Origin of the sequence: Kitasatospora sp. CB02891, assembly GCF_002803145.1 — a bacterium.
Taxonomy (GTDB): domain Bacteria; phylum Actinomycetota; class Actinomycetes; order Streptomycetales; family Streptomycetaceae; genus Kitasatospora; species Kitasatospora griseola.
This window is the reverse complement of the sequence record NZ_NNBO01000023.1, coordinates 70274-92069: the sequence shown is the minus strand read 5'-3', so window position 1 is coordinate 92069 and position 21796 is coordinate 70274. Positions and strand designations below refer to the sequence as shown.

20 protein-coding genes are annotated in these 21796 nt (G+C 71.9%); 3 read left to right on the top strand and 17 right to left on the bottom strand.

What is annotated here, in order from left to right:
- Window positions 1–388: 388 nt before the first annotated feature.
- The 17 genes from cbiE to CG736_RS34010 form a co-directional block, all read right to left on the bottom strand.
- Window positions 389–1627: a precorrin-6y C5,15-methyltransferase (decarboxylating) subunit CbiE gene (cbiE, locus tag CG736_RS34095; RefSeq protein ID WP_100589995.1), complete on the bottom strand. Its 1239-nt coding sequence runs from the start codon at window positions 1625–1627 to the stop codon at window positions 389–391.
- Between the two features lie 128 nt (window positions 1628–1755).
- Window positions 1756–2382, bottom strand: a complete 627-nt coding sequence (locus CG736_RS34090; RefSeq protein WP_100589994.1) for a GNAT family N-acetyltransferase — start codon at window positions 2380–2382, stop codon at window positions 1756–1758.
- Between the two features lie 156 nt (window positions 2383–2538).
- The gene (locus CG736_RS34085) at window positions 2539–3375 is read right to left on the bottom strand and encodes a MetQ/NlpA family ABC transporter substrate-binding protein (RefSeq protein ID WP_100589993.1); all 837 of its coding nucleotides are present in this window, start codon (window positions 3373–3375) and stop codon (window positions 2539–2541) included.
- 69 nt (window positions 3376–3444) lie between these two features.
- On the bottom strand, window positions 3445–4212 hold the full coding sequence (locus CG736_RS34080; protein WP_100589992.1) for a methionine ABC transporter permease: 768 nt from the start codon (window positions 4210–4212) through the stop codon (window positions 3445–3447).
- The gene (locus CG736_RS34075) at window positions 4209–5234 is read right to left on the bottom strand and encodes a methionine ABC transporter ATP-binding protein (RefSeq protein ID WP_043908641.1); all 1026 of its coding nucleotides are present in this window, start codon (window positions 5232–5234) and stop codon (window positions 4209–4211) included. Before CG736_RS34075 ends, CG736_RS34080 begins: the two co-directional genes overlap by 4 nt.
- 413 nt (window positions 5235–5647) lie before the next feature.
- Window positions 5648–6139, bottom strand: a complete 492-nt coding sequence (locus CG736_RS34070; protein WP_100589990.1) for a GNAT family N-acetyltransferase — start codon at window positions 6137–6139, stop codon at window positions 5648–5650.
- A gap of 287 nt (window positions 6140–6426) precedes the next feature.
- On the bottom strand, window positions 6427–7791 hold the full coding sequence (locus CG736_RS34065; RefSeq protein ID WP_100589989.1) for an FAD-binding oxidoreductase: 1365 nt from the start codon (window positions 7789–7791) through the stop codon (window positions 6427–6429).
- A 164-nt stretch (window positions 7792–7955) separates the two neighbouring features.
- Window positions 7956–8195 carry a hypothetical protein gene (locus CG736_RS34060; RefSeq protein ID WP_100589988.1) on the bottom strand — a complete coding sequence of 80 codons (240 nt, stop codon included), beginning with the start codon at window positions 8193–8195 and terminating at the stop codon, window positions 7956–7958.
- A 37-nt stretch (window positions 8196–8232) separates the two neighbouring features.
- Window positions 8233–9654: an argininosuccinate lyase gene (gene argH, locus CG736_RS34055; protein WP_100589987.1), complete on the bottom strand. Its 1422-nt coding sequence runs from the start codon at window positions 9652–9654 to the stop codon at window positions 8233–8235.
- A gap of 73 nt (window positions 9655–9727) precedes the next feature.
- Window positions 9728–10921, bottom strand: coding sequence for an argininosuccinate synthase (locus CG736_RS34050; RefSeq protein WP_100589986.1), 1194 nt, complete (start codon window positions 10919–10921; stop codon window positions 9728–9730).
- 109 nt (window positions 10922–11030) lie between these two features.
- Window positions 11031–11579, bottom strand: coding sequence for an arginine repressor (locus CG736_RS34045; protein ID WP_043908648.1), 549 nt, complete (start codon window positions 11577–11579; stop codon window positions 11031–11033).
- A 25-nt stretch (window positions 11580–11604) separates the two neighbouring features.
- On the bottom strand, window positions 11605–12819 hold the full coding sequence (locus CG736_RS34040; RefSeq protein ID WP_100589985.1) for an acetylornithine transaminase: 1215 nt from the start codon (window positions 12817–12819) through the stop codon (window positions 11605–11607).
- Window positions 12816–13748: an acetylglutamate kinase gene (gene argB, locus CG736_RS34035; protein ID WP_100589984.1), complete on the bottom strand. Its 933-nt coding sequence runs from the start codon at window positions 13746–13748 to the stop codon at window positions 12816–12818. The genes CG736_RS34040 and argB overlap by 4 nt, the downstream gene beginning before the upstream one ends.
- A 22-nt stretch (window positions 13749–13770) precedes the next feature.
- Window positions 13771–14943 (bottom strand): bifunctional glutamate N-acetyltransferase/amino-acid acetyltransferase ArgJ, encoded by a 1173-nt coding sequence (argJ, locus tag CG736_RS34030; RefSeq protein ID WP_100589983.1) that lies wholly within the window; start codon window positions 14941–14943, stop codon window positions 13771–13773.
- Entirely contained in the window at window positions 14940–15968 is a 1029-nt protein-coding gene (gene argC / locus CG736_RS34025; protein WP_100589982.1) for an N-acetyl-gamma-glutamyl-phosphate reductase, read from the bottom strand. The genes argJ and argC overlap by 4 nt, the downstream gene beginning before the upstream one ends.
- A gap of 394 nt (window positions 15969–16362) precedes the next feature.
- The gene (locus CG736_RS34015; protein ID WP_100589980.1) at window positions 16363–17616 is read right to left on the bottom strand and encodes a tetratricopeptide repeat protein; all 1254 of its coding nucleotides are present in this window, start codon (window positions 17614–17616) and stop codon (window positions 16363–16365) included.
- Between the two features lie 35 nt (window positions 17617–17651).
- On the bottom strand, window positions 17652–18578 hold the full coding sequence (locus tag CG736_RS34010) for a hypothetical protein (protein ID WP_100589979.1): 927 nt from the start codon (window positions 18576–18578) through the stop codon (window positions 17652–17654).
- Window positions 18579–19032: 454 nt separating this feature from the next.
- Here CG736_RS34010 and CG736_RS34005 point away from each other — a divergent pair, with 454 nt between their 5' ends.
- The 3 genes from CG736_RS34005 (at window position 19033) to CG736_RS34000 (ending at window position 21728) form a co-directional block, all read left to right on the top strand.
- The gene (locus CG736_RS34005) at window positions 19033–20388 is read left to right on the top strand and encodes a transcriptional regulator (RefSeq protein ID WP_100589978.1); all 1356 of its coding nucleotides are present in this window, start codon (window positions 19033–19035) and stop codon (window positions 20386–20388) included.
- 250 nt (window positions 20389–20638) lie between these two features.
- The gene (locus CG736_RS36710) at window positions 20639–20803 is read left to right on the top strand and encodes a hypothetical protein (protein WP_157815839.1); all 165 of its coding nucleotides are present in this window, start codon (window positions 20639–20641) and stop codon (window positions 20801–20803) included.
- 184 nt (window positions 20804–20987) lie between these two features.
- On the top strand, window positions 20988–21728 hold the full coding sequence (locus CG736_RS34000) for a VOC family protein (protein WP_100589977.1): 741 nt from the start codon (window positions 20988–20990) through the stop codon (window positions 21726–21728).
- The last annotated feature ends 68 nt before the right edge of the window (window positions 21729–21796 follow it).

The window sequence follows — 21796 nt, the reverse complement described above, 5'->3', positions numbered from 1 at the left end:
GTCCCGTACTCCATCGGTCGTCACCCTCAGGGGTGGCGTGCCATCAGAAACAACGACAGCCCCGGGCAACCGGCACGACGGCGCGGCCGCTTTCGGACCCTCACGGCATTCTTTCGGGCGGGTGCGCACCACGTCGAATGCCCGCGAAGCGGACTGTTCGGGTTGCAGCGCGTCAAATCGGTGGTATTCATGCCGAATCGGACACGGTGCTGCCGTGACGGATTGCGCCCCGGGGAAACCCTACCGGCCGCGGCCGGACCGTTCTCGAAACCGTGTCCGGATGCGACGGGGATCACCGTACCGTCGAGGTCTGACGGTCAGTCGTGTGCGGTCCGCGGGCAGCGGGGTGCGGCCGCCCGTGGTCGCGGGGGTGAAGTCCGTCCCGCGGTCAGTCCTGCGGTTCGCCCCAGATCAGCAGCGTGTAGTCGCCGCGCCCGAAGGAGGGTCCGGCGCCGCCGGCCGGCTCGGCGCGCAGGGGGGCGGACTGGAGCAGCAGGCCGTCGGTGCGGTAGCCGGCGGTGTCGAGGATCTGCCGGGTCTCGCCGGCTTCGGCGAGGCTGCGGGCGACGGCGACGACGCGTTCGGGTTTGCGGGCGACGACGGCGCGGACCATGGCGGGGCCGCCGTGTTCGACGGCGACGGCGTCGGGCTCGGGGAGGGCGCCGAGGACGTCGGGTCCGGTGCCGGTGGCGGTCTCGATCTCGACGCCGGCCTTGCGGGCGTTGGCGGTGATCCGGACGCAGTCGGCGGGTTCGGCCTCGACGGCGACGACGGCGGCGCCGAACCGGGCGGCCTCGACGGCGAGGGCGCCGTCACCGGCCCCGACGGTCCACAGCAGGTCGCCGGGGGTGGGCGCGAGGCGGGCGAGCGCCAGCGCGCGGACGTGCGGGGGCAGTGCGCGGGGGCGCCTGGTGTCGGCGTCCGCGCCGGCGTACGCCCGGTTGGGGAGTGCCCAGCCGCGCTGCGGTCCGGGATGGTCGAGGGGTTTGCCGGCCAGCCAGCCGGCGGCGGCCTCGGCGGGCGGGACGTTGCCGATCACCAGGACGACGGAGGGGTCGCGCCAGTCGTGGTCGGGGACGCGTTCGGAGGTGAGGACGGTGACGTCCTCCTCGGGGGTGCCGAGGGCTTCGCAGACCACGAAGGTGCGGGGCACCCCGCGGAGCATCAGGGCGAGTTCGCTGGGTCCGGCGTCGGCGGTGGTGAGGACGGCGACCTTGGGATGGGCGCGGCAGACGTTGGCGGCGCGGCGCAGTCGCCCGCCGTGCGCGGAGACCACCTGGGCGTCCTCCCAGGGCATGCCGGCCCGGGCGAAGGCGGCGGCCACCGAGGAGACGGCGGGCAGCACTTCGAGTTCGAGGCCGTACTCGGGGCTGCGCAGGGTGCGGACGACGCCGAAGAAGCCGGGGTCGCCCTCGGCGACGACGACGGCGGTGCCGCGGTGGTCGGCGAGGCGGCGGGCGGCGGCCCGCAGGTCGGCGAGGCCGATGCGTTCGGCGCGTTCCGGGACGGGGAGGGCGGCGAGCTGGTAGCCCGCTCCGGCGACCAGGGTGGCTGCGGCGAGTGCGCCGGCGGCTGCCTGGGTCAGTGGTGTGCCGTCCCACCCGATGACCGTGATCCGGTCAGCCATCTGCGGCTGTTCTCCCTATGCCGTGTTCCACCCCTGGTGGAAGCCGATCGTGTTCGTCGGCGTTCCCTCGGCAGAGGCTACCGCCTGGCGGGGGTGGTGCGGAGCAGTGGCGCGCGCCCGGGGCGCGTTCAGTGGCGCAGCGCGTGGGGCTGGTCGGCGGGATGCGCGGGTTCGGGCGGGTCGAGGTCCTCGGGGAGCAGGCTCCACACGATCAGGTCGGTGTGTTCCTCCGGCCCGGGTCCCCATTCACCGCCGCGGACTATCGCGGCGTTGCGCAGCACGCCTTCGCTGATCGCGCCGGTCTTCTGGGCGACCTGCTGGGCGGCGGTGTTGCCGGCGGCGGTGCGCAGTTCGAGTCGCTGGAAGCCGCGGTCCTCGAACAGCCACTGGGCGGTGCCGAGGACGGCTTCGGGGGCGTAGCCCTCGCCGCGGGCCCAGGGGGCGGTCACGAAGCGGATCTCGGTGGCGCGCAGGCGCCAGTCGGTGCGGTCGAGTTCGAGGAGTCCGACCAGGCGCTGGGTGAGGTGTTCGGTGACCGCGAAAACGATTCCGCGCCCGAGGGCGCGGCGCTCCGGCGCCTGACGGCCGATCAGGTCCTCGGCGTCGGCCCGGGTGAAGGGCCGGGGGTGTCCGGTCCAGGTCTGGACGAGTTCGTCGGAGAGCATCGCGGTCAGGCCGGGGGCGTCCTGCTCCTCAAGGGCGCGCAGCAGCAGCCGGTCGGTGCTGATGGCTGTCTCGGGGAAGTTCGCAACCATTGCCGTCTCTCCTCGCCGGGTCGTGGACACACCGTACGCCCGCCCTTGATCGGGCGTGTCAGCGTACCTGTTCCGTCTCTCACGGCTCGTCAGCGCGGTGCCCCCGGCGGGGAGGCCGGGGGCACCGTGGGGGCTGAGCGTGATTCGGGGTGCGGCTCAGAACGCGGGGATGACGGCACCCTGGAAGTTGTCGTCGATGTACTTCTTGACGGCGTCGGAGTGCAGCAGCTCGGCGAGCTTCTTGACCCGCGGGTCGCTCTCGTGGCCCTTCTTGACGGCCAGGATGTTGGCGTACGGGTTGCCCTGGGCCTTCTCGATCGCCAGCGCGTCGCTCGCGGGCTTGAGGCCGGCACCGAGCGCGTAGTTGCCGTTGATCACGGAGGCGTCGACGTCGTCCAGCGAGCGCGGCAGCTGGGCGGCCTCCAGCTCCTTGATCTTCAGGTGCTTGGGGTTGGAGGCGATGTCGTCGGCGGTGGCGGCGGTGCCGGCGCCGTCCTTGAGGGTGATGAGGTTGTTGTCGGCCAGCAGCTTGAGGGCGCGGGCCTCGTTGGTGGCGTCGCTGGGGACGGAGACCTGGGCGCCGTCCTTGAGGTCGGCGAGGTTCTTGACCTTCTTGGAGTAGACGCCGAGCGGCTCCAGGTGGACGGTCTCGACGGAGACCAGGTCGGTGCCGTTCTTCTTGTTGAAGTCGTCGAGGTACGGCTGGTGCTGGAAGAAGTTCGCGTCCGCGGATCCGTCCTGGACCGAGGTGTTGGGGGTCACGTAGTCGCTGACCTCCTTGACGTCCAGCTTGAGGCCGGCCTGGGACGCCAGGTTGTCCTGCACGAACTTGAGGATCTGCGCGTGCGGGGTGGCGCTGGCGGCGACCACGAGGGGCTTGTTCGGGTCGGCCGCGGCGCCGGAGTCGGAGCTGCCGCTGGAGCAGGCGGTGACGCCGACGACGAGCCCGGCGGCGGTGGCGGTCAGGACGGTGGTCTTCAGAAACTTACGCACGAAAAGTGCCTTTCTGCGGGTGCGAACGGCCCTGGTGGGCCGGGGACCGCTCCTGGTGGGGAGCGGTGGTCAGTGGGAGGAGACGAGGTCCTCGTCGACCGCCTCGGCGGTCTGCTCGGCGCGCGGCGCGGCCTTCGCCGTCTTCCTCGGGCGGAAGAGGCTCAGCGGGCTGCGGTAGTCGCCGCGGCGGGAGAGCCGGCGGGCGGTCAGGTCGCCGAGCAGTTGCAGCACGGTGACGATGATCACGAGTTCGGCGACGATGACCCACATGAAGGCGGTCTCGAAGCGCTGGTAGCCGTAGCGGACGGCGAGGTCGCCGAGTCCGCCGCCGCCGACCACGCCGGCCATGGTGGAGTAGCCGATCAGCGCGATCAGCGTGGTGGTGACGGCGGAGACCAGCGAGGGCAGGCTCTCCGGCAGCAGGGTCTTGCGGACGATGGTGCCGGTGCCGGCGCCCATCGCCTTGAGCGCCTCGATCAGGCCGCCGTCGACCTCGCGCAGCGCGGTCTCCACCAGCCGGGCGAAGAACGGGATGGCGCCGATGGCGAGCGGGACGGTGGCGGCCTGCCAGCCGAGCGAGGTGCCGGTGAACAGCTTGGTGAACGGGATCACCGCGACGATCAGGATGATGAACGGGATGGAGCGTCCGACGTTGACGATCACCCCGAGCACCCGGTTGACGGCGGCGTTCTGCAGCAGGCCGCCCTTGTCGGTGAGCACCAGCAGCAGCCCGAGCGGCAGGCCGATCACCAGGGTGGCGAGGCCGGCGACGCCGACCATGCCGAGGGTCTCCCAGGTGGCGGGCCACATCAGTTCCTGCATCCGTTCCCAGGTCATGCGGCCACTCCGTTCGACAGGTCGAGGACGTCCACCTGGAGTCCCTGTTGGCGCAGGTAGCCGATCGGCACCACGTTGTCGGTGTGGCTGCCGGGCAGTTCGACCCGCATCCGGCCGACCAGGCGGCCGGCGATGGTCTCCACGGCGGCGCCGAGGATGTTGATGTCGATCTGGTAGGTGCGGGCCAGCTGGGAGACGAACGGCTGGGCGGGCGCGTCCCCCTGGAAGGTGATCTCCAGGACAGTGCGGTCGGCCTGCCCGGAGCCGAAGTCGCCGAGCGGGAACAGGTCGCGGGCGATCCGCGAGTGGCCGTCCGCGAGCAGGTCGGTGAGCCGGCCGCTCTCCACGACCCGGCCGCCGCGCATCAGCGCCGCGGAGTCGCAGACCGACTTGATGACGTCCATCTCGTGGGTGATCAGCAGCACGGTGAGGCCGAGTTGCTGGTTGAGGTCGCGCAGCAGCTGCAGGATCGAGCGGGTGGTCTCCGGGTCGAGGGCGCTGGTGGCCTCGTCGGAGAGCAGCACCTTGGGGTCGCCGGCCAGGGCGCGGGCGATGCCGACGCGCTGCTTCTGGCCGCCGGACAGCTGGCCGGGGTAGCTGCCGGCCTTGTCGGCGAGGCCGACCAGGTCGAGCAGTTCGGCGGCCTTGCGGCGGCGGTCGTGCCGGTCCAGGCCGATGATCTCCAGCGGCAGTTCGACGTTCTGCTGCACGGTGCGCGAGGAGAGCAGGTTGAAGTGCTGGAAGACCATGCCGATCCGCCGCCGGGCCTCGCGCAGTTCGCGGCCGGCCCGCTGCTCGCTGCCGGACAGCGCGGTCAGTTCGACGCCGTCGACGGTGACGGTGCCGGAGGTGGGGCGCTCCAGCAGGTTGACGCACCGGATCAGGGTGGACTTGCCGGCGCCGCTGGTGCCGACGACCCCGAACACTTCGCCCTCCTGCACGTGCAGGTCGACGCTGTCCAGCGCCAGGACGTCGCGGCCCCGGGAACGGTAGACCTTGGTCAGGTCCTTGGTGGTGATCACAGCTGCTTCCGTTTGTTCGTCGGCGGACGACCGTGCGGGCATCCGCGCCAATGCGGGGAACGGCACCTGGTGCCGGGAGGAAGATCGAGGGGCTGGCGTCGTGTCGGTCACGGCCGCCGGCCGACCGGGTCGCGCGGGGCGCGGCCTCGACGGGTCATCGGGCGGACGGGACGTCAGCGGGGGCTGGGCAGAGCTCTCAGCGACAACACATTCGACGGCGCATGCTTCGCTCACCTGCCGGCGTCGCGCCGGTGGGGATGCATGTCGTCGTCGTGGTCATGGAACCCAGTAAATCAGACATTTGGTGAACGTCCCAATGCCCAGGACGCACTGTCCGTTATGTGGACACGACCCTTGCGGGACAAGCACTGCGGCACCCGACCCGTGTCCGGGCCGGGTGCCGCAGGGGTGGTTCAGGCCGCCAGCGAGGCCTCGCCGGGCTTGGCCAGGGTGACGATCGACAGCCGGCGGGAGACCTCGCGCACGTCGGTCTCGTGGTAGCCGAGGCTGCGGTACAGCCGCAGGTTGCCGAGGCTGCGGTGGCCGGTGAACAGCTCGAAACGGGTGGCGCCGTCCTCGGCGAGCTTCGCCTCCAGCGCGGTCAGCAGGCGGCGGCCCAGGCCGTGCCGCTGCATCCGCGGGTGCACCACCAGGCGGCCGATCTGGCCGACGCCGGCCTCGTCCACCCAGCCGCGCACCGCGCCGACCACCTCGTCGCCCAGGCGGGCCACCAGGGAGCGGTGCTCGGCGAGTTCGGCCTGGAGGCTCTCCAGGCTCTGGGTCAGCGGTTCGAGCGTCCAGTCGCTGTACAGCTCCGCCTCGCTCTGGTAGCCGAGGTACTGGAGCTTGAGGATCTGCTCCGCTTCATCCGGTCGTGCCGCTGCGATGATCACACTCATGCCCATGGATGGGGCCTCCATCGTCAATCGCCCGGCGCACGCGAGTGAGGGTCTGGCACCGGCCTTGTCCGAGGTGTGCCCGGACGGGGATCGGCCCGGCCCGGGAAAAGCGCGACGCGTCCCACCGGACGGTGGTCCGAGAGGCCGGAACCGACGCGCTCACGGTCAGTATCCGGGCGGTCGGGCGACCGTCAAGAGAGACGTTCGCCACCGCTCTACCCAGGCGACCACTCTTCTCAACCTCCCGGACGCCGACGTGGCGAGCGTCACGCCCGCACCGCCCGGACCACCCGTCAACCGCTCGGACGGATGTTCTGGTTCACCCGGAACAGGTTCCCCGGGTCGTAGCGGTCCTTCAGCGCCACCAGCCGCTCGTACTTCGCCAGCCCGTACGCCTCCACCACCCGGCCCTGCCCCTCCAGGCCCATCAGGTTCACGTACGCCCCGCCCGAGGAGAACGGCCGCATCGCCTCCAGGCACTGCCGCACCCACGCCACCTGCGGCTCCGCCGGGCCGGTCGTCCAGCGGCCCACCGCGCTCAGCAGGTACGGGGCCTGCCGGTAGGTGTATGCGCTGTCCTCCGCGCCCACCCGGGCCACCGCGCCGCCCAGGAACGCCAGTTGCGCGTGGGCGTCCGGCGAGGGCAGCGCGGCCACCTGCTCCGCCAGCCGGTCGATCGCCGCGCCGTCCAGCACCGACAGGAACTCCGACCGGCCGAACACCCCCGCCCCCGGCCCCCGGCCGGTGTCCAGCATCTGCTGCCACAGCGTGTACGGGCGGGTCTGCACGGTGTCCGCGACCACGCCCGGCAGCGCGCGCAGCGGCGCCACCACCTCCCGGCCGCGGTCCGCCCGGCCGGCCCAGCACAGGCCGATCCGCACCGCCGGCCCGGCCGGCAGCTCCGGCACCCCGCGCGGACGGCCGAACTCGCACGCCACCGTCAGCCCGTCCGGGGCCTGCGCCATGAAGTCCCGCACCGCCGCCACCGTCGCCGCCAGCGCCTCCCTGGGCAGGTACAGCGCCCCGCACAGCACGTGCGGGCCCACCCGGTGCAGCCGGTACGTGAACGAGGTGACCACCCCGAAGTTCCCGCCGCCGCCGCGCAGCCCCGCGAACAGCTCCGGGTGCGAGGCCGCGCTCGCCGTCAGCAGCCGGCCCTCGGCGGTCACCACGTCCGCCTCCACCAGGTTGTCGCAGGTCAGGCCGTACGTCCGGGTCAGCCAGCCGATGCCGCCGCCGAGCGTGGTCCCGGCGATGCCCGCCGCCGAGTACGGCGCGCCGGGCGTGGCCAGCCCGAACGCCTGCGTCTCGTGGTCGAACCCGCCCCAGGTCGCCCCCGGCTGCGCCCGGGCGGTCCGGCGCTCCGGGTCCACCCGCACCCCGGTGAGGCCGGACAGGTCGATCAGCATCGCGCCCTCGCCCGTCCCCAGCCCCGCCACGCTGTGCCCCGCGCCGCGGACCGCCACCGGCAGGCCGTGCTCCCGGGCCACCGCGACGGCCTGCAGCACGTCCGCGACGCCGGTGCACCGTGCGATCACGTCGGGCCGGCGGTCCACCGCCGCGTTCCACACCCCCCGCGCCCGGTCGTACTCCTCGTCCCCGGGCACCACGATCTGCCCCCGGAACCCCTCGGCAAGCGCCACGGCTGCGTCGGCCATGGACTCAGCCTAGGGCCGCCCCGCCCGGCCCGCTCCGGCGTGGACCGGCCACCGGGTGACGCACGCCGCCCGCGGTCCCGCCGCGGGACCCGCGCGGAACCGGTGATCCGTACACGGTCTTCGCCGGGAATCCCGGCCTGCCGCGGGGTGGGGGCGGCACCGCGTCAGCGCGTCCGGCGCCGCTCCCGGCCGGTGGCCTTCGACACCGGGCCCCACATCCACGCGGCCCCGGCGAGGGTGACCAGTAGGCCCAGCACGGCCAGGCCGATGGTCCAGCCCAGCCGGTCCAGGGCCGCGGCGACCAGCCCCGCCAGCCCCTCGCCGCCGGGGTTCTCCCCCGGAGCCGGCGCCTCACCGGCCATCAGCAGGCCGGACACCGCGCCGCGCGCCGACCAGGTCGTCATGGTCCCCCCTCCACGTCCCGAGGAGCCCGCGAGGTGCTCAGCCGATCCAGGCCTGCTGGACGGCCAGGTCCTGCTTGATCTCGCCGAGCTGCACGGCGACCGCCGAGGGCGCGGTGCCGCCGCGGCCGTTGCGGGAGGCGATCGCGCCGTGGACGGAGAGGACGCTGCGGACGGCCGGGGTCAGGTGGGAGGAGATGGCGGCGAACTGCTCGTCCGTCAGGTCGGACAGCTCGATGCCCTCGGCCTCGCAGACCTTGACGCAGGCGCCGGCCACCTCGTGGGCGACGCGGAACGGCACGCCCTGCTTGACCAGCCACTCGGCGATGTCGGTGGCCAGCGAGAAGCCGGCCGGGGCGAGCTCCTCGAGGCGCTCGCGGTGCACGGTGAGGGTGGCGATCATGCCGGTGAAGGCGGGGAGCAGGACCTCGAGGGTGTCGCAGGAGTCGAAGACCGGCTCCTTGTCCTCCTGGAGGTCGCGGTTGTACGCGAGCGGGAGCGCCTTCAGGGTGGCGAGCAGGCCGGTCAGGTTGCCGATCAGGCGGCCGGACTTGCCGCGGGCGAGCTCCGCGATGTCGGGGTTCTTCTTCTGCGGCATGATCGACGACCCGGTGGAGAAGGCGTCGTGCAGCGTGATGAAGCCGAACTCCTTGGTGTTCCAGATGATGATCTCCTCCGCGATCCGCGAGAGGTTGATGCCGATCATCGCGGTGACGAAGGCGAACTCGGCGACGAAGTCGCGCGAGGCGGTGCCGTCGATGGAGTTGCCCACCGAGCCGCGCTCGAAGCCGAGTTCGGCGGCGACGGCCTGCGGGTCGAGGCCCAGCGAGGAGCCGGCCAGCGCGCCCGAACCGTACGGGGAGACGGCGGTGCGGGTGTCCCACTGGCGCAGCCGCTCGGCGTCCCGGCCCAGCGACTGGACGTGGGCGAGCACGTGGTGGGCGAACAGCACGGGCTGGGCGTGCTGGAGGTGGGTGCGGCCGGGCATCGCGGTGGTCGGGTGCGCCTCGGCGAGGCCGACCAGGGCGTGCTGGAGGTCGAGGATCAGCGCGCCGATGGTCCTGGCGTGGTCGCGCAGGTACATCCGGAACAGCGTGGCGATCTGGTCGTTGCGCGAGCGGCCGGCCCGCAGCTTGCCGCCGAGGTCGGCGCCGAGGCGCTCCAGCAGGCCGCGCTCCAGGGCGGTGTGCACGTCCTCGTCGGCGACGGTGCCGACGAACGCGCCGGACTCGACGTCGGTGAGCAGCTGGTCCAGCCCGGCCAGCATGCCGGTGAGCTCGTCCTCGCTGAGCAGGCCCGCCTTGTGCAGGACCCGGGCGTGGGCCTTGGAGCCGGCGATGTCGTAGGGGGCGAGCCGCCAGTCGAAGTGGACGGAGGCGGAGAGCTTGGCGAGGGCCTCGGAGGGGCCGTCGGCGAAGCGCGCGCCCCAGAGGCGGACGTCTGCGGGCTGGTCGGCGGTCATCGCGTGGGCTCCTTCAAGTGCTGTGGCGGTGCCCCGGCCGCGCGGTGCGGCCGGGGCGGGTACTGCCGGGGGATCAGGCCAGGTCGCGGCGGGCGGCGATCTTCGAGGACATGCCGAAGATCTCGATGAAGCCCTTGGACATGGACTGGTCGAAGGTGTCGCCGGTGTCGTAGGTGGCGAGGTTGAAGTCGTACAGCGACTGGTCCGACTTGCGGCCGTTGACGACGGCGCGGCCGCCGTGCAGGACCATCCGGATCTCGCCGGAGACGGTCTGGTTGGCCTCGTTGACGAAGCCGTCCAGGGCGCGCTTGAGCGGGGAGAACCACAGGCCGTCGTAGACCAGCTCGGCCCAGCGCTGCTCGACCTGCCGCTTGTAGCGGGCGAGCTCGCGCTCGACGGTGACGTTCTCCAGGGCCTGGTGGGCGGTGATCAGGGCGATCGCGCCGGGGGCCTCGTAGATCTCGCGGGACTTGATGCCGACCAGGCGGTCCTCGACCATGTCGAGGCGGCCGATGCCCTGGGCGCCGGCCCGCTTGTTCAGCTCCTCGATGGCCTGCAGGACGGAGACCTTGCGGCCGTCGACGGCGACCGGGACGCCGGCGTCGAAGGTGATGACGACCTCGTCGGCCTCGCGCGGGGCGGCCGGGTTCTGGGTGTACTCGTAGACGTCCTCGATCGGGGCGTTCCAGATGTCTTCCAGGAAGCCGGTCTCGACGGCGCGGCCGAAGACGTTCTGGTCGATCGAGTACGGGTTCTTCTTGGTGGTGACGATCGGGAGGTTCTTGGCCTCGGCGAAGGCGATCGCCTTGTCGCGGGTCATCGCGTAGTCGCGGACCGGGGCGATGCACTTCAGGTTCGGGGCCAGCGACTGGATGCCGACCTCGAAGCGGACCTGGTCGTTGCCCTTGCCGGTGCAGCCGTGCGCGACGGTGGTGGCGCCGTGCTTCTGCGCGGCGGCGACCAGGTGCTTGACGATCACCGGGCGGGACAGCGCGGAGACCAGCGGGTACTGGCCCTGGTAGAGGGCGTTGGCCTTGAGGGCCGGCAGGCAGTACTCGTTGGCGAACTCGTCGCGGGCGTCGGCGACCTCGGCCTCGACGGCGCCGCAGTCGAGGGCGCGCTGGCGGATGACCTCCAGGTCCTCGCCGCCCTGGCCGACGTCGACCGCGACGGCGATGACCTCGGCGCCGGTCTCCTCGGCGATCCAGCCGATGCAGACGGACGTGTCCAGACCGCCCGAGTAGGCGAGTACGACGCGCTCAGTCACGGCTTTCTCCTTCAGTACAGGTTTCATGCGGCGTTAGGCATAAGTATGCACGAGTGCGTATGCATTGCCAAACCGGTGGCACTCAGTGGGACGGGAAGGGGGTGGAGGGCTACTGCGACTTGGCCTGGGCGAGCTGCATCAGGTGGTCCGCGAGCGCCTGCCCGCCGGCCGCGTCACGGCTGATCAGCAGCACGGTGTCGTCGCCGGCGATGGTGCCGATGATCTCGAACACCTCGGCGGTGTCGATCGCGGAGGCCAGGAACTGGGCGGCGCCGGGCGGGGTGCGCAGCACGACCAGGTTGCCGGAGGCGGTCGCGGAGACCATCAGCTCGCCCGCCAGCCGGGCCATCTTGGCCTCGCTGGCGGACTCGCCCATGGGGGCGCGCGGGGTGCGGTCGCCGCCCTCGGCCGGGACGGCGTAGATGAGCGCGCCGTCCCGGTTGCGGATCTTCACCGCACCGAGTTCGTCCAGGTCCCGGGAGAGGGTGGCCTGGGTGACCACGAGTCCGTCGTCGGCGAGCAGCTTGGCCAGCTGGCTCTGGGAACGGACGGGTTGACGGGTCAGCAGGTCCACGATCCGGCGGTGGCGTGCGGCGCGGGTCTGCGGGACCTGCGGCGTGGGGCCTGCCGTGGGCGACTCGGGGCGGGGTTCGGTCATAACTGAAGATTCTCCTGAAAGACGCTCAGCTGTTCGCGCCGGGGGCGGTTTCGCGGACCGTTCGGAGGATCGAGGGCAGCGCGGCGAGGAAGCGGTCGGCCTGTTCCTCGGTGAGGATCAGCGGCGGAACCAGCCGGACGGCGTCCGGAACGGCCGCGTTGACCAGGAAGCCGGCGTCCTGCGCGGCGGCCTGGACCTGGCCGGCGACGGGCTGCGTCAGCACGATGCCCAGCAGCAGGCCCTTGCCGCGCACCTGCGCGACCAGCGGGTCGCCGATCGCCTCGATGCCGTGGCGCAGGCGCTCGCCGAGCTTGGCGGCGTGCTCCAGCAGGCCCTGCTCCTCGATGGTGCGCAGCACGGCGAGGCCGGCGGCGGCGACCACGGGGTTGCCGCCGAAGGTGGTGCCGTGCTGGCCGGGGGCGAGCAGTTCGGCGGTGTCGCCGAAGGCGAGCACGGCGCCGATCGGCAGGCCGCCGCCGAGTCCCTTGGCGAGGGTGACGACGTCCGGGTCGGCGCCGTCCTCGGCCTGGTGGGCGTACCAGTGGCCGGTGCGGCCGATGCCGGTCTGGATCTCGTCCAGGACCAGCAGCGTGCCGGTGGCGCGGGTGATCTCCCGGGCGGCCCGCAGGTAGCCCTCGGGCAGCGGGACGGCGCCGTTCTCGCCCTGGACGGGCTCCAGGAAGACGGCGGCGGTGTCGGTGGTGACGGCCTGCCGCAGGGCCTCGACGTCGCCGAGCGGGACGTGCGTGACGTCGCCGGGGAGCGGCTTGAACGGGTCCTGCTTGGCGGGCTGGGCGGTCAGCGCGAGGGCGCCCATGGTGCGGCCGTGGAAGGCGCCCTGGACGGAGACCAGGTGGGTGCGGCCGGTCAGCCGGGAGATCTTGAAGGCGGCCTCGTTGGCCTCGGCGCCGGAGTTGCAGAAGAACACCCGGGCCGGACGGCCGGCCAACTCGACGAGCTTCTCGGCGAGTTGGATGGTCGGCTCGGCCATGAACAGGTTGGAGACGTGGCCGAGGGTGGCGATCTGCCCGGTGACGGCCTCGACGATCGCGGGGTGCGCGGTGCCGAGCGCGTTGACGGCGATGCCGGCGACCAGGTCGAGGTACTCGTTGCCGTCGGCGTCCCACAGCAGGGCGCCCTCGCCGCGCACCAGCGGGATCCGCGGGGTGCCGTAGTTGTGCATCAGGGTGTGCTGGTACCGCGCGGTGATGGCCGCGTTGCCGGTCGGTTCGTCGCTCATGCCAGGCCCCCCAGGACGGTGGTCTCGTCGTCGGGCACGACCATGGTGCCGATGCCCTCGTCGGTGAAGATCTCCAGCAGCAGGCTGTGCTGGACCCGGCCGTCGAGCACCCGGGCGGTGCCGACGCCGGAGCGGACGGCGCGCAGGCAGCCCTCCATCTTGGGGAGCATGCCGCTGGCCAGGGTCGGCAGCATCTCCTCCAGTTCGGAGGCGCCGAGCTGGCTGATCACGTCGTCGGAGTTCGGCCAGTCCTTGTAGAGGCCCTCGACGTCGGTGAGCACGACCAGCATCTCGGCGCCGAGCGCGACCGCCATCGCGGCGGCGGCGGTGTCGGCGTTGATGTTGTAGATGTGGCCGTCGGCGCCGCGGGCGATCGAGGAGATCACCGGGATCCGGCCGTCGGCGATCAGCGCCTTGACCGCGCCGGCCTCGATGTTGACGATGTCGCCGACCAGGCCGATGTCGACCTGCTCGCCGTCGACCACGGCGTAGCGCTTGACGGCGGTCATGGTGTGGGCGTCCTCGCCGGTCATGCCGACGGCGAACGGGCCGTGCGCGTTGAGCAGGCCGACGAGTTCGCGCTGGACCTGCCCGGCGAGCACCATCCGGACCACGTCCATGGTCTCGGGGGTGGTGACGCGCAGGCCGGCGGTGAACGAGGACTCCAGGCCGAGCCTGTCGAGCTGGGCGCTGATCTGCGGGCCGCCGCCGTGCACCACGACGGGGTGCAGTCCGGCGTAGCGGAGGAAGACCACGTCCTGGGCGAAGGCGGCCTTCAGGTCCTCGTCGACCATGGCGTTGCCGCCGAACTTGATGACGACGGTCTTGCCGTGGAAGCGCTCCAGCCAGGGCAGCGCCTCGATCAGGGTGCGGGCCTTGGGCAGGGCGGCGTTGCTGCGGGCCTGTTCGCCCTTGGGTGCGATCTGCATGGCGTGTGTCGATTCCCCCGGGTCAGCTGGAGTAGGCGCTGTTCTCGTGGACGTAGTCGGCGGTCAGGTCGTTGGTCCAGATGCTGGCGTCGGCCCGGCCGGCCTTCAGGTCCGCGGTGATGACGACCTCGCGGCCCTTCATCGAGACCAGCTCGCGGTCCTCGCCGACGCCGCCGTTCCGGCACACCCAGACGCCGTTGATGGCGACGTCCAGCTGGTCCGGGTCGAAGGCGGCGGAGGTGGTGCCGATCGCGGACAGCACCCGGCCCCAGTTGGGGTCCTCGCCGTGGATGGCGCACTTGAGCAGGTTGCTGCGGGAGATGGTGCGGGCGACGTCGACGGCCTCGTCCTCGGTGGCGGCGTTCACGACGTCGATCCGGATGTCCTTGGACGCGCCCTCGGCGTCGCCGATCAGCCGGCGGGCCAGGTCGGCGCAGACGGCGCGCACGGCCTCGGCGAACTCGGCCTGCTCCGGGGCGACCTCGGAGGCTCCGGAGGCGAGCAGCAGCACCGTGTCGTTGGTGGACATGCAGCCGTCGGAGTCGACCCGGTCGAAGGTGGTGCGGGTGGCGTCGCGCAGCGCGGCGTCCAGCTGCGGGGCCTCGACCACGGCGTCGGTGGTGACCACGACCAGCATGGTGGCCAGGCCCGGGGCGAGCATGCCCGCGCCCTTGGCCATGCCGCCGACCGTCCAGCCGGCCGGGCTGGTGACCTGCGCGGTCTTGTGCACGGTGTCGGTGGTCTTGATGGCGATCGCGGCGGCCTCGCCGCCGGTGCTGCTGAGCGCCTCGGCGGCCTGCTCGATGCCGGGCAGCAGCTTGTCCATCGGCAGCCGGACGCCGATCAGGCCGGTGGAGCAGACCGCGACCTCGACCGCGCCGACGCCGAGCTCGGCGGCGACCTTCTCGGCGGTGGCGTGGGTGTCCTGGAAGCCCTCCGGGCCGGTGCAGGCGTTCGCGCCACCGGAGTTGAGGACGACGGCGGCCAGCTCGCCGTCCTTCAGCACCTGCCGGGACCACTTGACCGGCGCGGCGTGCACCCGGTTGGAGGTGAACACGCCGGCCGCGGCGTGCAGCGGGCCGTCGTTGACGACCAGCGCCAGGTCCGAGGTGCCGGACGCCTTGAGGCCGGCGGTGACGCCCGCCGCGCGGAAGCCCTTCGCCGCGGTGACGCCGAGGTTCTGAGTGTCCGTCATGGTGCGACTCCGTTCAGCGGGAGGCCGAGCTCCTCGGGGAGGCCGAGGGCGATGTTCATGCTCTGCACCGCGCCGCCGGCGGTGCCCTTCACCAGGTTGTCGATCGCGCTGATCGCGATGATCCGCCCGGCGTGCTCGTCCAGCACCACCTGCAGCACGGCCGCGTTCGACCCGTAGACGGACGAGGTGTGCGGCCACTGGCCCTCGGGGAGCAGGTGGACGAACGGCTCGTCGCCGTACGCCTCCTGGTACGCGGCTCGGAGCTTCTCGGCCGTGGCGCCGGGCTTCGCCTTGGCGGAGCAGGTGGCGAGGATGCCGCGCGGCATCGGCGCGAGCGTCGGGGTGAAGGAGACGGTGACCGGTTCGCCCGCGAGCGGGGTCAGGTTCTGCGCCATCTCCGGAGTGTGCCGGTGGCCGCCGCCGACGCCGTACGGGCTCATCGAGCCCATCACCTCGCTGCCCAGCAGGTGCGACTTGGCGGCCTTGCCCGCGCCGGAGGTGCCGGACGCGGCGGTGATCACGGCCTCCGGCTCGGCCAGGCCCGCGGCGAACATCGGGAACATCGCGAGCGTCACGGCCGTCGGGTAGCAGCCCGGCACCGCGATCCGCTTGCTGCCCTTCAACGCGTCACGGTGGCCCGGCAGTTCGGGCAGGCCGTAGGGCCAGGTGCCGGCGTGCGGGGAGCCGTAGAACTGCTCCCAGTCGGCCGCCGACCTCAGCCGGTGGTCGGCGCCGAGGTCCACCACCAGGACGTCCTCGCCGAGTTGGGCGGCGAGCTCGGCGGACTGGCCGTGCGGCAGGCCGAGGAACACGATGTCGTGCCCCGCCAGCGTCTGCGGGTTCGTCGGCTCCAGCACCCGGTCGGCCAGCCCGATCAGGTGCGGCTGCAGCGCACCGAAACGCTGCCCCGCGTTGGAGCCGCCGGTCAGCGCCCCGATCTCCACCTCCGGATGCCCTTGCAGCAGGCGCAGCACCTCGCCGCCCGCATACCCGCTCGCTCCGGCGACGGCAACTCGCAATACCATGGCATTCCTTCCTGAAGGCCCAGCATGAATATACGCACCGCAGCAAAATCATGCAAGATTGCTCCTGGCTGCCCACCGTCATTTCCGGGCCCGAGGGCGTGTCTGACAATTCCCGTCGGATCAGCGCGCGTCTCCCCCGGCCCCAGGCCGTCCGCGTCCCCGACTGCGCGGCGGGGCGGCTGCGGGAGCTCGCGGTGCTCGACGTCGAGCCGGGGGCCGGACGCGTGGTCGCGTCCTCGTCCACTGTGTACGCAGCGTCACAGCCGCGAGGCGGCCGCTCACCGGCCCGGAGGTTGGGCGAGCGAGCACTTCAAGCCTGTACGAGGCCCTGACCTGCGGTGACACCCAGGGCATTCAGGGAGATCGAGCCGGCGTCAACGCAAAGCGCAGGCGCTCACCGTACTCGGCGCGGGGCCGCCGGGAGGTGAGCAGCCGAACGCTTGGCCGCATCACGCGCACGGAACCCGAAGCTGATGAGGACCACGCGCTCTCCGGCGCCGAGGGGAGTCCTTCCGTGCGGGGTGATCGCCCCATCGAAGACAACGCACTCGCCCGCTGCGAGGTCGCACGCGCGGTAGCCGTCAGCGCCGATGAAGACGGTGGTGCTCACAGCGGGAGCTGCGGCGGGACGCTCGTGCTTGAGACACAGGATCAGATTGGCCTCACCGAACCCGAACTCGTCCACGTGGAAGTCGAGGAACTGCCCCTCCTCCAGATAGGCGATGTAGACGCCGTTGTGCGGCTGCTCCACCTCCAGGCCGGTGGACTCCGCGACGACTGCGGCGAGATCCACTCGCCCTGCGAAGCGGTTCGCGGCGTCGCCCACGGCCGCGTTCCACTTGCCGTTGTGGAGGCGTCCGTCGGCGGTCAGGGCCTCCTCGGCCTCCTGCGCCATAGCGGTGATCGACTCGACCGGGAACGGCTGGTCGCGCAGGTGGCGCGGGTGTACCCGCTGATGCACGGTCAGCCCGCGCACGGCGCTCCGGATGGCCGGGAAGTCTTCTGCCCACCGGTCCGGGGCCCGGGCCGTGGTGTTGGACTGGAGCCATGAAGTCCACCGGCCGCTCCACTGGCGGGGCACGGCGTTGTCCGCCCCCGGCGCGGCGGCTTGCTCGATCAACTGTTCCACCTGCGAGAGTGCTGCCCGTGTGGACCCGATCAGCTCGGTGTCCCCCTTGGCGATCCGCAGACGCAGCGCTTCCCGGAGGTGGGCCTCGGCGCCGACGAGGTCACCGCGCTCCATCAGATACTTGCCGGTGTGCTGGAGCGCGAAGTCCACCAAATCCGGGTGTTGGCTCCGCGCGGTGCCCAGGGCGCTGCGGTAGAGCGCATCCGCGGTCCGCATGTCACCGGCGTAGCGGTGGGCGTCGCCGAGGTTGAGCCCGGTGGCGACGACCGCTCGGGTGTTGCCGCTCGCTGCGGCCAAGTCGAGCGACTGCCGCAGGAACGTGAGGGCCTCCTCGTGGTGACCCAGGCACATCTGACCGACGCCGATCCATCTGGTCAGGACCCGGACACGGGCCGGGTCGGCCCCTTCGGGCAAGGCCCTTAGATCTTCGCGGAGTTGGCCAACCGCAGTCGTCAACTTGCCCCGGTCGGTCGGGATCATCCGCAGGCCGGCGTCTTGTGTGATGAGGTGCTGGAGCACCGGACCCTCCTCGTTCGATTCTGCTCGGGGTGGCACTACAGCTGGTCGGTCTGCCGACGCAGGTCGGCCAGCAGCTCCAGTCCGTGCGGGGTGAAGTTCTCACTCAGGAGTTCGAGTTCGCGCATGAGGTAGCGGACGGCGGGAAGGCCCTCATCGCAGGCGGCCTGGAAGCACGTGCGCTCGTTGGCGGTCAGGTCGTCGCGGTCCAGCTCGGTGCGGCGGAACCTCAGCAACTGGTTGTAGACACCGGTCGCGTGGAAGGCCCGGTCCACCTCCCAGAACTGGTTGCGCGCGACGCCCTGACCCGCTCGCCACTTGATCTCGATCTTCGGGGACTCCTTGGACGAGTACCCGTCGGCGAAGACCTGGTGCTGAAGGACGTGGAAGCTGATCGACTGGTGCGTTCCCTCGTGGAGCAGGTTCTCGGCCAAGAAGCGGGGAGACGGCTCCGGGCTGACCGTGTTCGGCGGGATGTGGTGTCGGGCCTTGTCGGAGAACACGACGATGTACGGGAGCGCCGGGTCACTGGAACTGGTCAGCGAAGAAGCGCGGACTCCGGGCTTGAGCCCGACCCACAGCAGCCCACGAACGAACTCGCGCACGCGGGCGAATCCCTCGGGGTGGACCAGCGACAGGCGGTCCAGCGCCTCGGACAGCGCTGCGCGGCGGGCGTCGGTGTGCTCGACGATCTCGTAGTCCGTCAGGTTGATCTCGTTGGCGATCTCGCCGGGAAGCCGGGCCTCGAACCAGTCGAAGGCCGCGCCGGCCACGGTCACGTTCTCGCTGCGCAGGGAACGGGCGTGCTGCGCGTAGGGGGTACCGGACTTGATGAGGTGTTCCATCAAGGCGAAGGGCAGAGCGCTCTCCGCGCCCTCCTCGCGCAGGCGGAGCAGTTCCGGGTCCTTCCGGCCGAGGTCGAAGAAGGAGCCGGCCGGGACGCTGGTGGCGATGGTGGTGTTCACTGCGGACTCTCCTTGCTTGGGACTGTGTGACGATGCCGCGCGGCGGGCCGACCCGGGCGGTCATCCGAGCCGACCCGCCATGCCGTCAACTACTCGGCATCAGTGTGGAGTTGCTGTCAGACCTCGGTGGCCACCGGCGCGAAGTCGCCGTCCGGCACCGAGTGGTCCAGGCGCCGCGTCAGGTTGCTGACCTGGGTGCTGTCGGACATGGTTGTGCTCCCTCCATTGGTACTGCTGCGAGTTGGTGCACCTCCCCGAGGTTCGGGGAGGAATCTGCGAAACCGCTGGCGGGCTCACCGCTTGGCTTTCGGCAGGTGCCGCCATTGCCGTGCCAGTCGGGCGGGAACCCCTGGCCTGTCGGTGCAATCAGTGAACAGCCAGTCACGCTCCGGAGGTACGGTGTGGGCACACCGATCCCGTTCAACCCGTTCAAGATCGCAATTAGGGGCGACAGTTGACGGACAACAAGGCACCGAACGAGGCACTGGCCCGGGCCATCGCGGAGTCCGGATGCACGTACCAGGCACTGGCGACGACAGTGCGCGCAGTCGCTTCCGAGGCGGGGGAGCACTTGGCCACAGCTCCATCAGCCATCGCCCACTGGGTGGCCGGCGGCACTCCCACGGGGCGCACCCCGCGGTACCTCGCCGAGGCCCTTACCCGGAAGACGCGCCGCAAGGTGACCGTGGCGGAGATCGGGCCAGGGTCGGAAGCGATCGGGGAGGCTATGGGCGCCGACCCACTGGCCACCGCCGCCGACCTCGGGCGAGCCGTGACGCAGTCCCGCCGAGACTTCCTCGCCAGTGCGTTCGCCACTGCCGCTGTGGCACTGCCGCTGACCTACGATCACCAGGCGGTCGCCGCCACCCTGCGAGCAGGGAGGGCCGGTGGCCGGGTGGGCGTCGGCGAGGTGGCCACCGTCCGGCACATCACCGGCGTGTTCACTGCCGCTGACGAGCGTCTTGGCGGTGGGCACGGGCTGAGTGCCGTGACCACTTACCTGACCGACACGGTGGTGCCGATGCTCCAGGCCGTGTATCCCTCCGAGGCGATTCGCCGGGACGCCTATGGCGTGGCGGCCGAACTGTCGTACCTCGCCGCGTGGAAGTACCACGATCTGGGCCGGGAGGGCGCCGCGCAGCGGTACTACCTTCTCGGCTACCAACTCGCCTGCGAGAGCGATCCGACCGGACACGGAGCCTGGATGATGCGCGCCCTCGCCCATCAGGCTCTCAACCTCAAGCAACCGGAGTTCTGCGCCGAACTGGCGGAGGAGTCCCTGCGGCGAGCGCGTGGAAAGGTGGACCCGCAGACCGAGGCCCTGTTGCTGATCACGAGCGCCAGGGCGTACGGAGCTGTGGGGAACGGACAGAAGGCCGCAGCGGCGCTACTGGCGGCCGAGGACGCCATGCTTGACACCACGGCTCCGCCGGCGTCTTTCACGGCCGCCACCGGGCCGGTAGCGGCGACCGTCGCTTCTCACACCGCCAAAACCCTGGCCGAGCTGAAAGACCACCGGGCGGCCGAACGCCACCACCGCGCCGCTCTCGCCGGTCGTGACCCCGAGGCGTTCCGGCGCATTCACGCCCTGACGCTCGGGAACCTGGCGCGGTCCGTCGCTGCCCAACGCCGCCACGACGAGGCTGTGGGGATTTGGGGTCGGTCCCTGGATTTCATGGACGGAGTCGTCTCGGACCGGCACAAGAAGGATCTTCACAAAGTCCGTACCACAATGACCGGTTGGGCCCGACGCGGGATCCCGGGCGCCGCGGACCTGGGGCAGCGCGCTGCCGAACTCGTCCGAGTCTGACCCCCCGCCTGTCCAGCCCCGTTGGCAGATCCTCGTCGGGGCCTGCTACGCGGTCCGCCACGCCCCCGTACGCCGATCGACTGCCGACCGTGGACCGACGGGCTCACCCGGTTCTGGTCGCGTGACCGCTGGGCCGTCCCGCACCACCGCACCGCGAAGTAGAACCCCCCTCGCCCCGTCCGGGACCGGCCCGGGCGGGGCACTCTCGGCCCTGCCGTAGAACCGCTGGTTCCCTGCGGGAACGGAGGAGGTGCCGCAGGAGGACGACCTGGAGGGGCGCCTCGCCCCCACCGACGGCACTCGCTCCTGGGCAGACGCCGACCTCGCCACGGTGACCGGAACCTCCTCCGGCGATCCGACCTGGCTGCAGCTCCAGGCCGCCCTCAACCGGGCCCGGGGCGTTCGGACGACCTGACGCCGCGCCGGTCGATTCGCATCCCCGTCGAGGACCTGGACGCGCGGCGCCGACCGGCTCGGTGTCGGGGCGGTGGCCGCGCCGCGAGGTGTGATGGCAGGGCGGTGGCGGCCGCAGGCCGTACGGGTGCGGCCCGATGGTTGGTCGGCCCGGGTGGCGGGTCGCAGTGCATAGGATCGCCGACATGGCGCTGCGACCCGCTCATGTGATCATCAAGGCTCTCGACCCGGTGGCGGTCGGCCGGTTCTGGGCGCAGGCGCTCGGCTGGACCGCCCACCATCCGGGCGTGACCACGTACGTCGCCCCGCCCGGCGAGCTGGTCTGGCCGGACCCGGTCGCCATCGGCCTCGACCTGGTGCCCGTCCCGGAGGGCAAGGGCCCGGCCAAGAACCGCATGCACCTCGACCTCGCCAGCACCTCCCCCGCCCATCAGGCTGAACTGGCCGCCCACCTGCTGGCGCTCGGCGCGACGCCCGTCGACCTCGGTCAGGGCGAGGTGCCGTGGACGGTGCTCGCCGACCCCGAGGGCAACGAGTTCTGCGTGCTGGAGCCCCGTGAGATCTATCGGGACACCGGCCCGGTCGCCGCGATCGTGGTGGACTGCGCCGACCCGCGGGGGATGGCCCGCTTCTGGGGTGAGGCGATCGGCTGGACGGTCCACGAGGTCGCCGACGGCCAGGCGACCCTGCGCTCCCCCGCCGGTACCGGCCCCTACCTGGAGTTCCTCCGCTCCACCGACGCCCGCACCGCTCCCGACCGCCTCCACCTCGACCTGCTGCCCCACCCCGGCGACGACCAGTCCACGGAGGTCGCCCGCCTCCGGGCCCTTGGCGCGACCGACCTCGACGTCGGCCAGGGCGACGTGCCGTGGACGGTGCTCGCCGACCCCGAGGGCAACGAGTTCTGCGTGCTCGCCCCGCACTGACGCCGGTCCGTCAGGACGGCGCGTCCGTCCTGCGCCCTCACCTGACGTCGTCACACCCCGCCGCTACC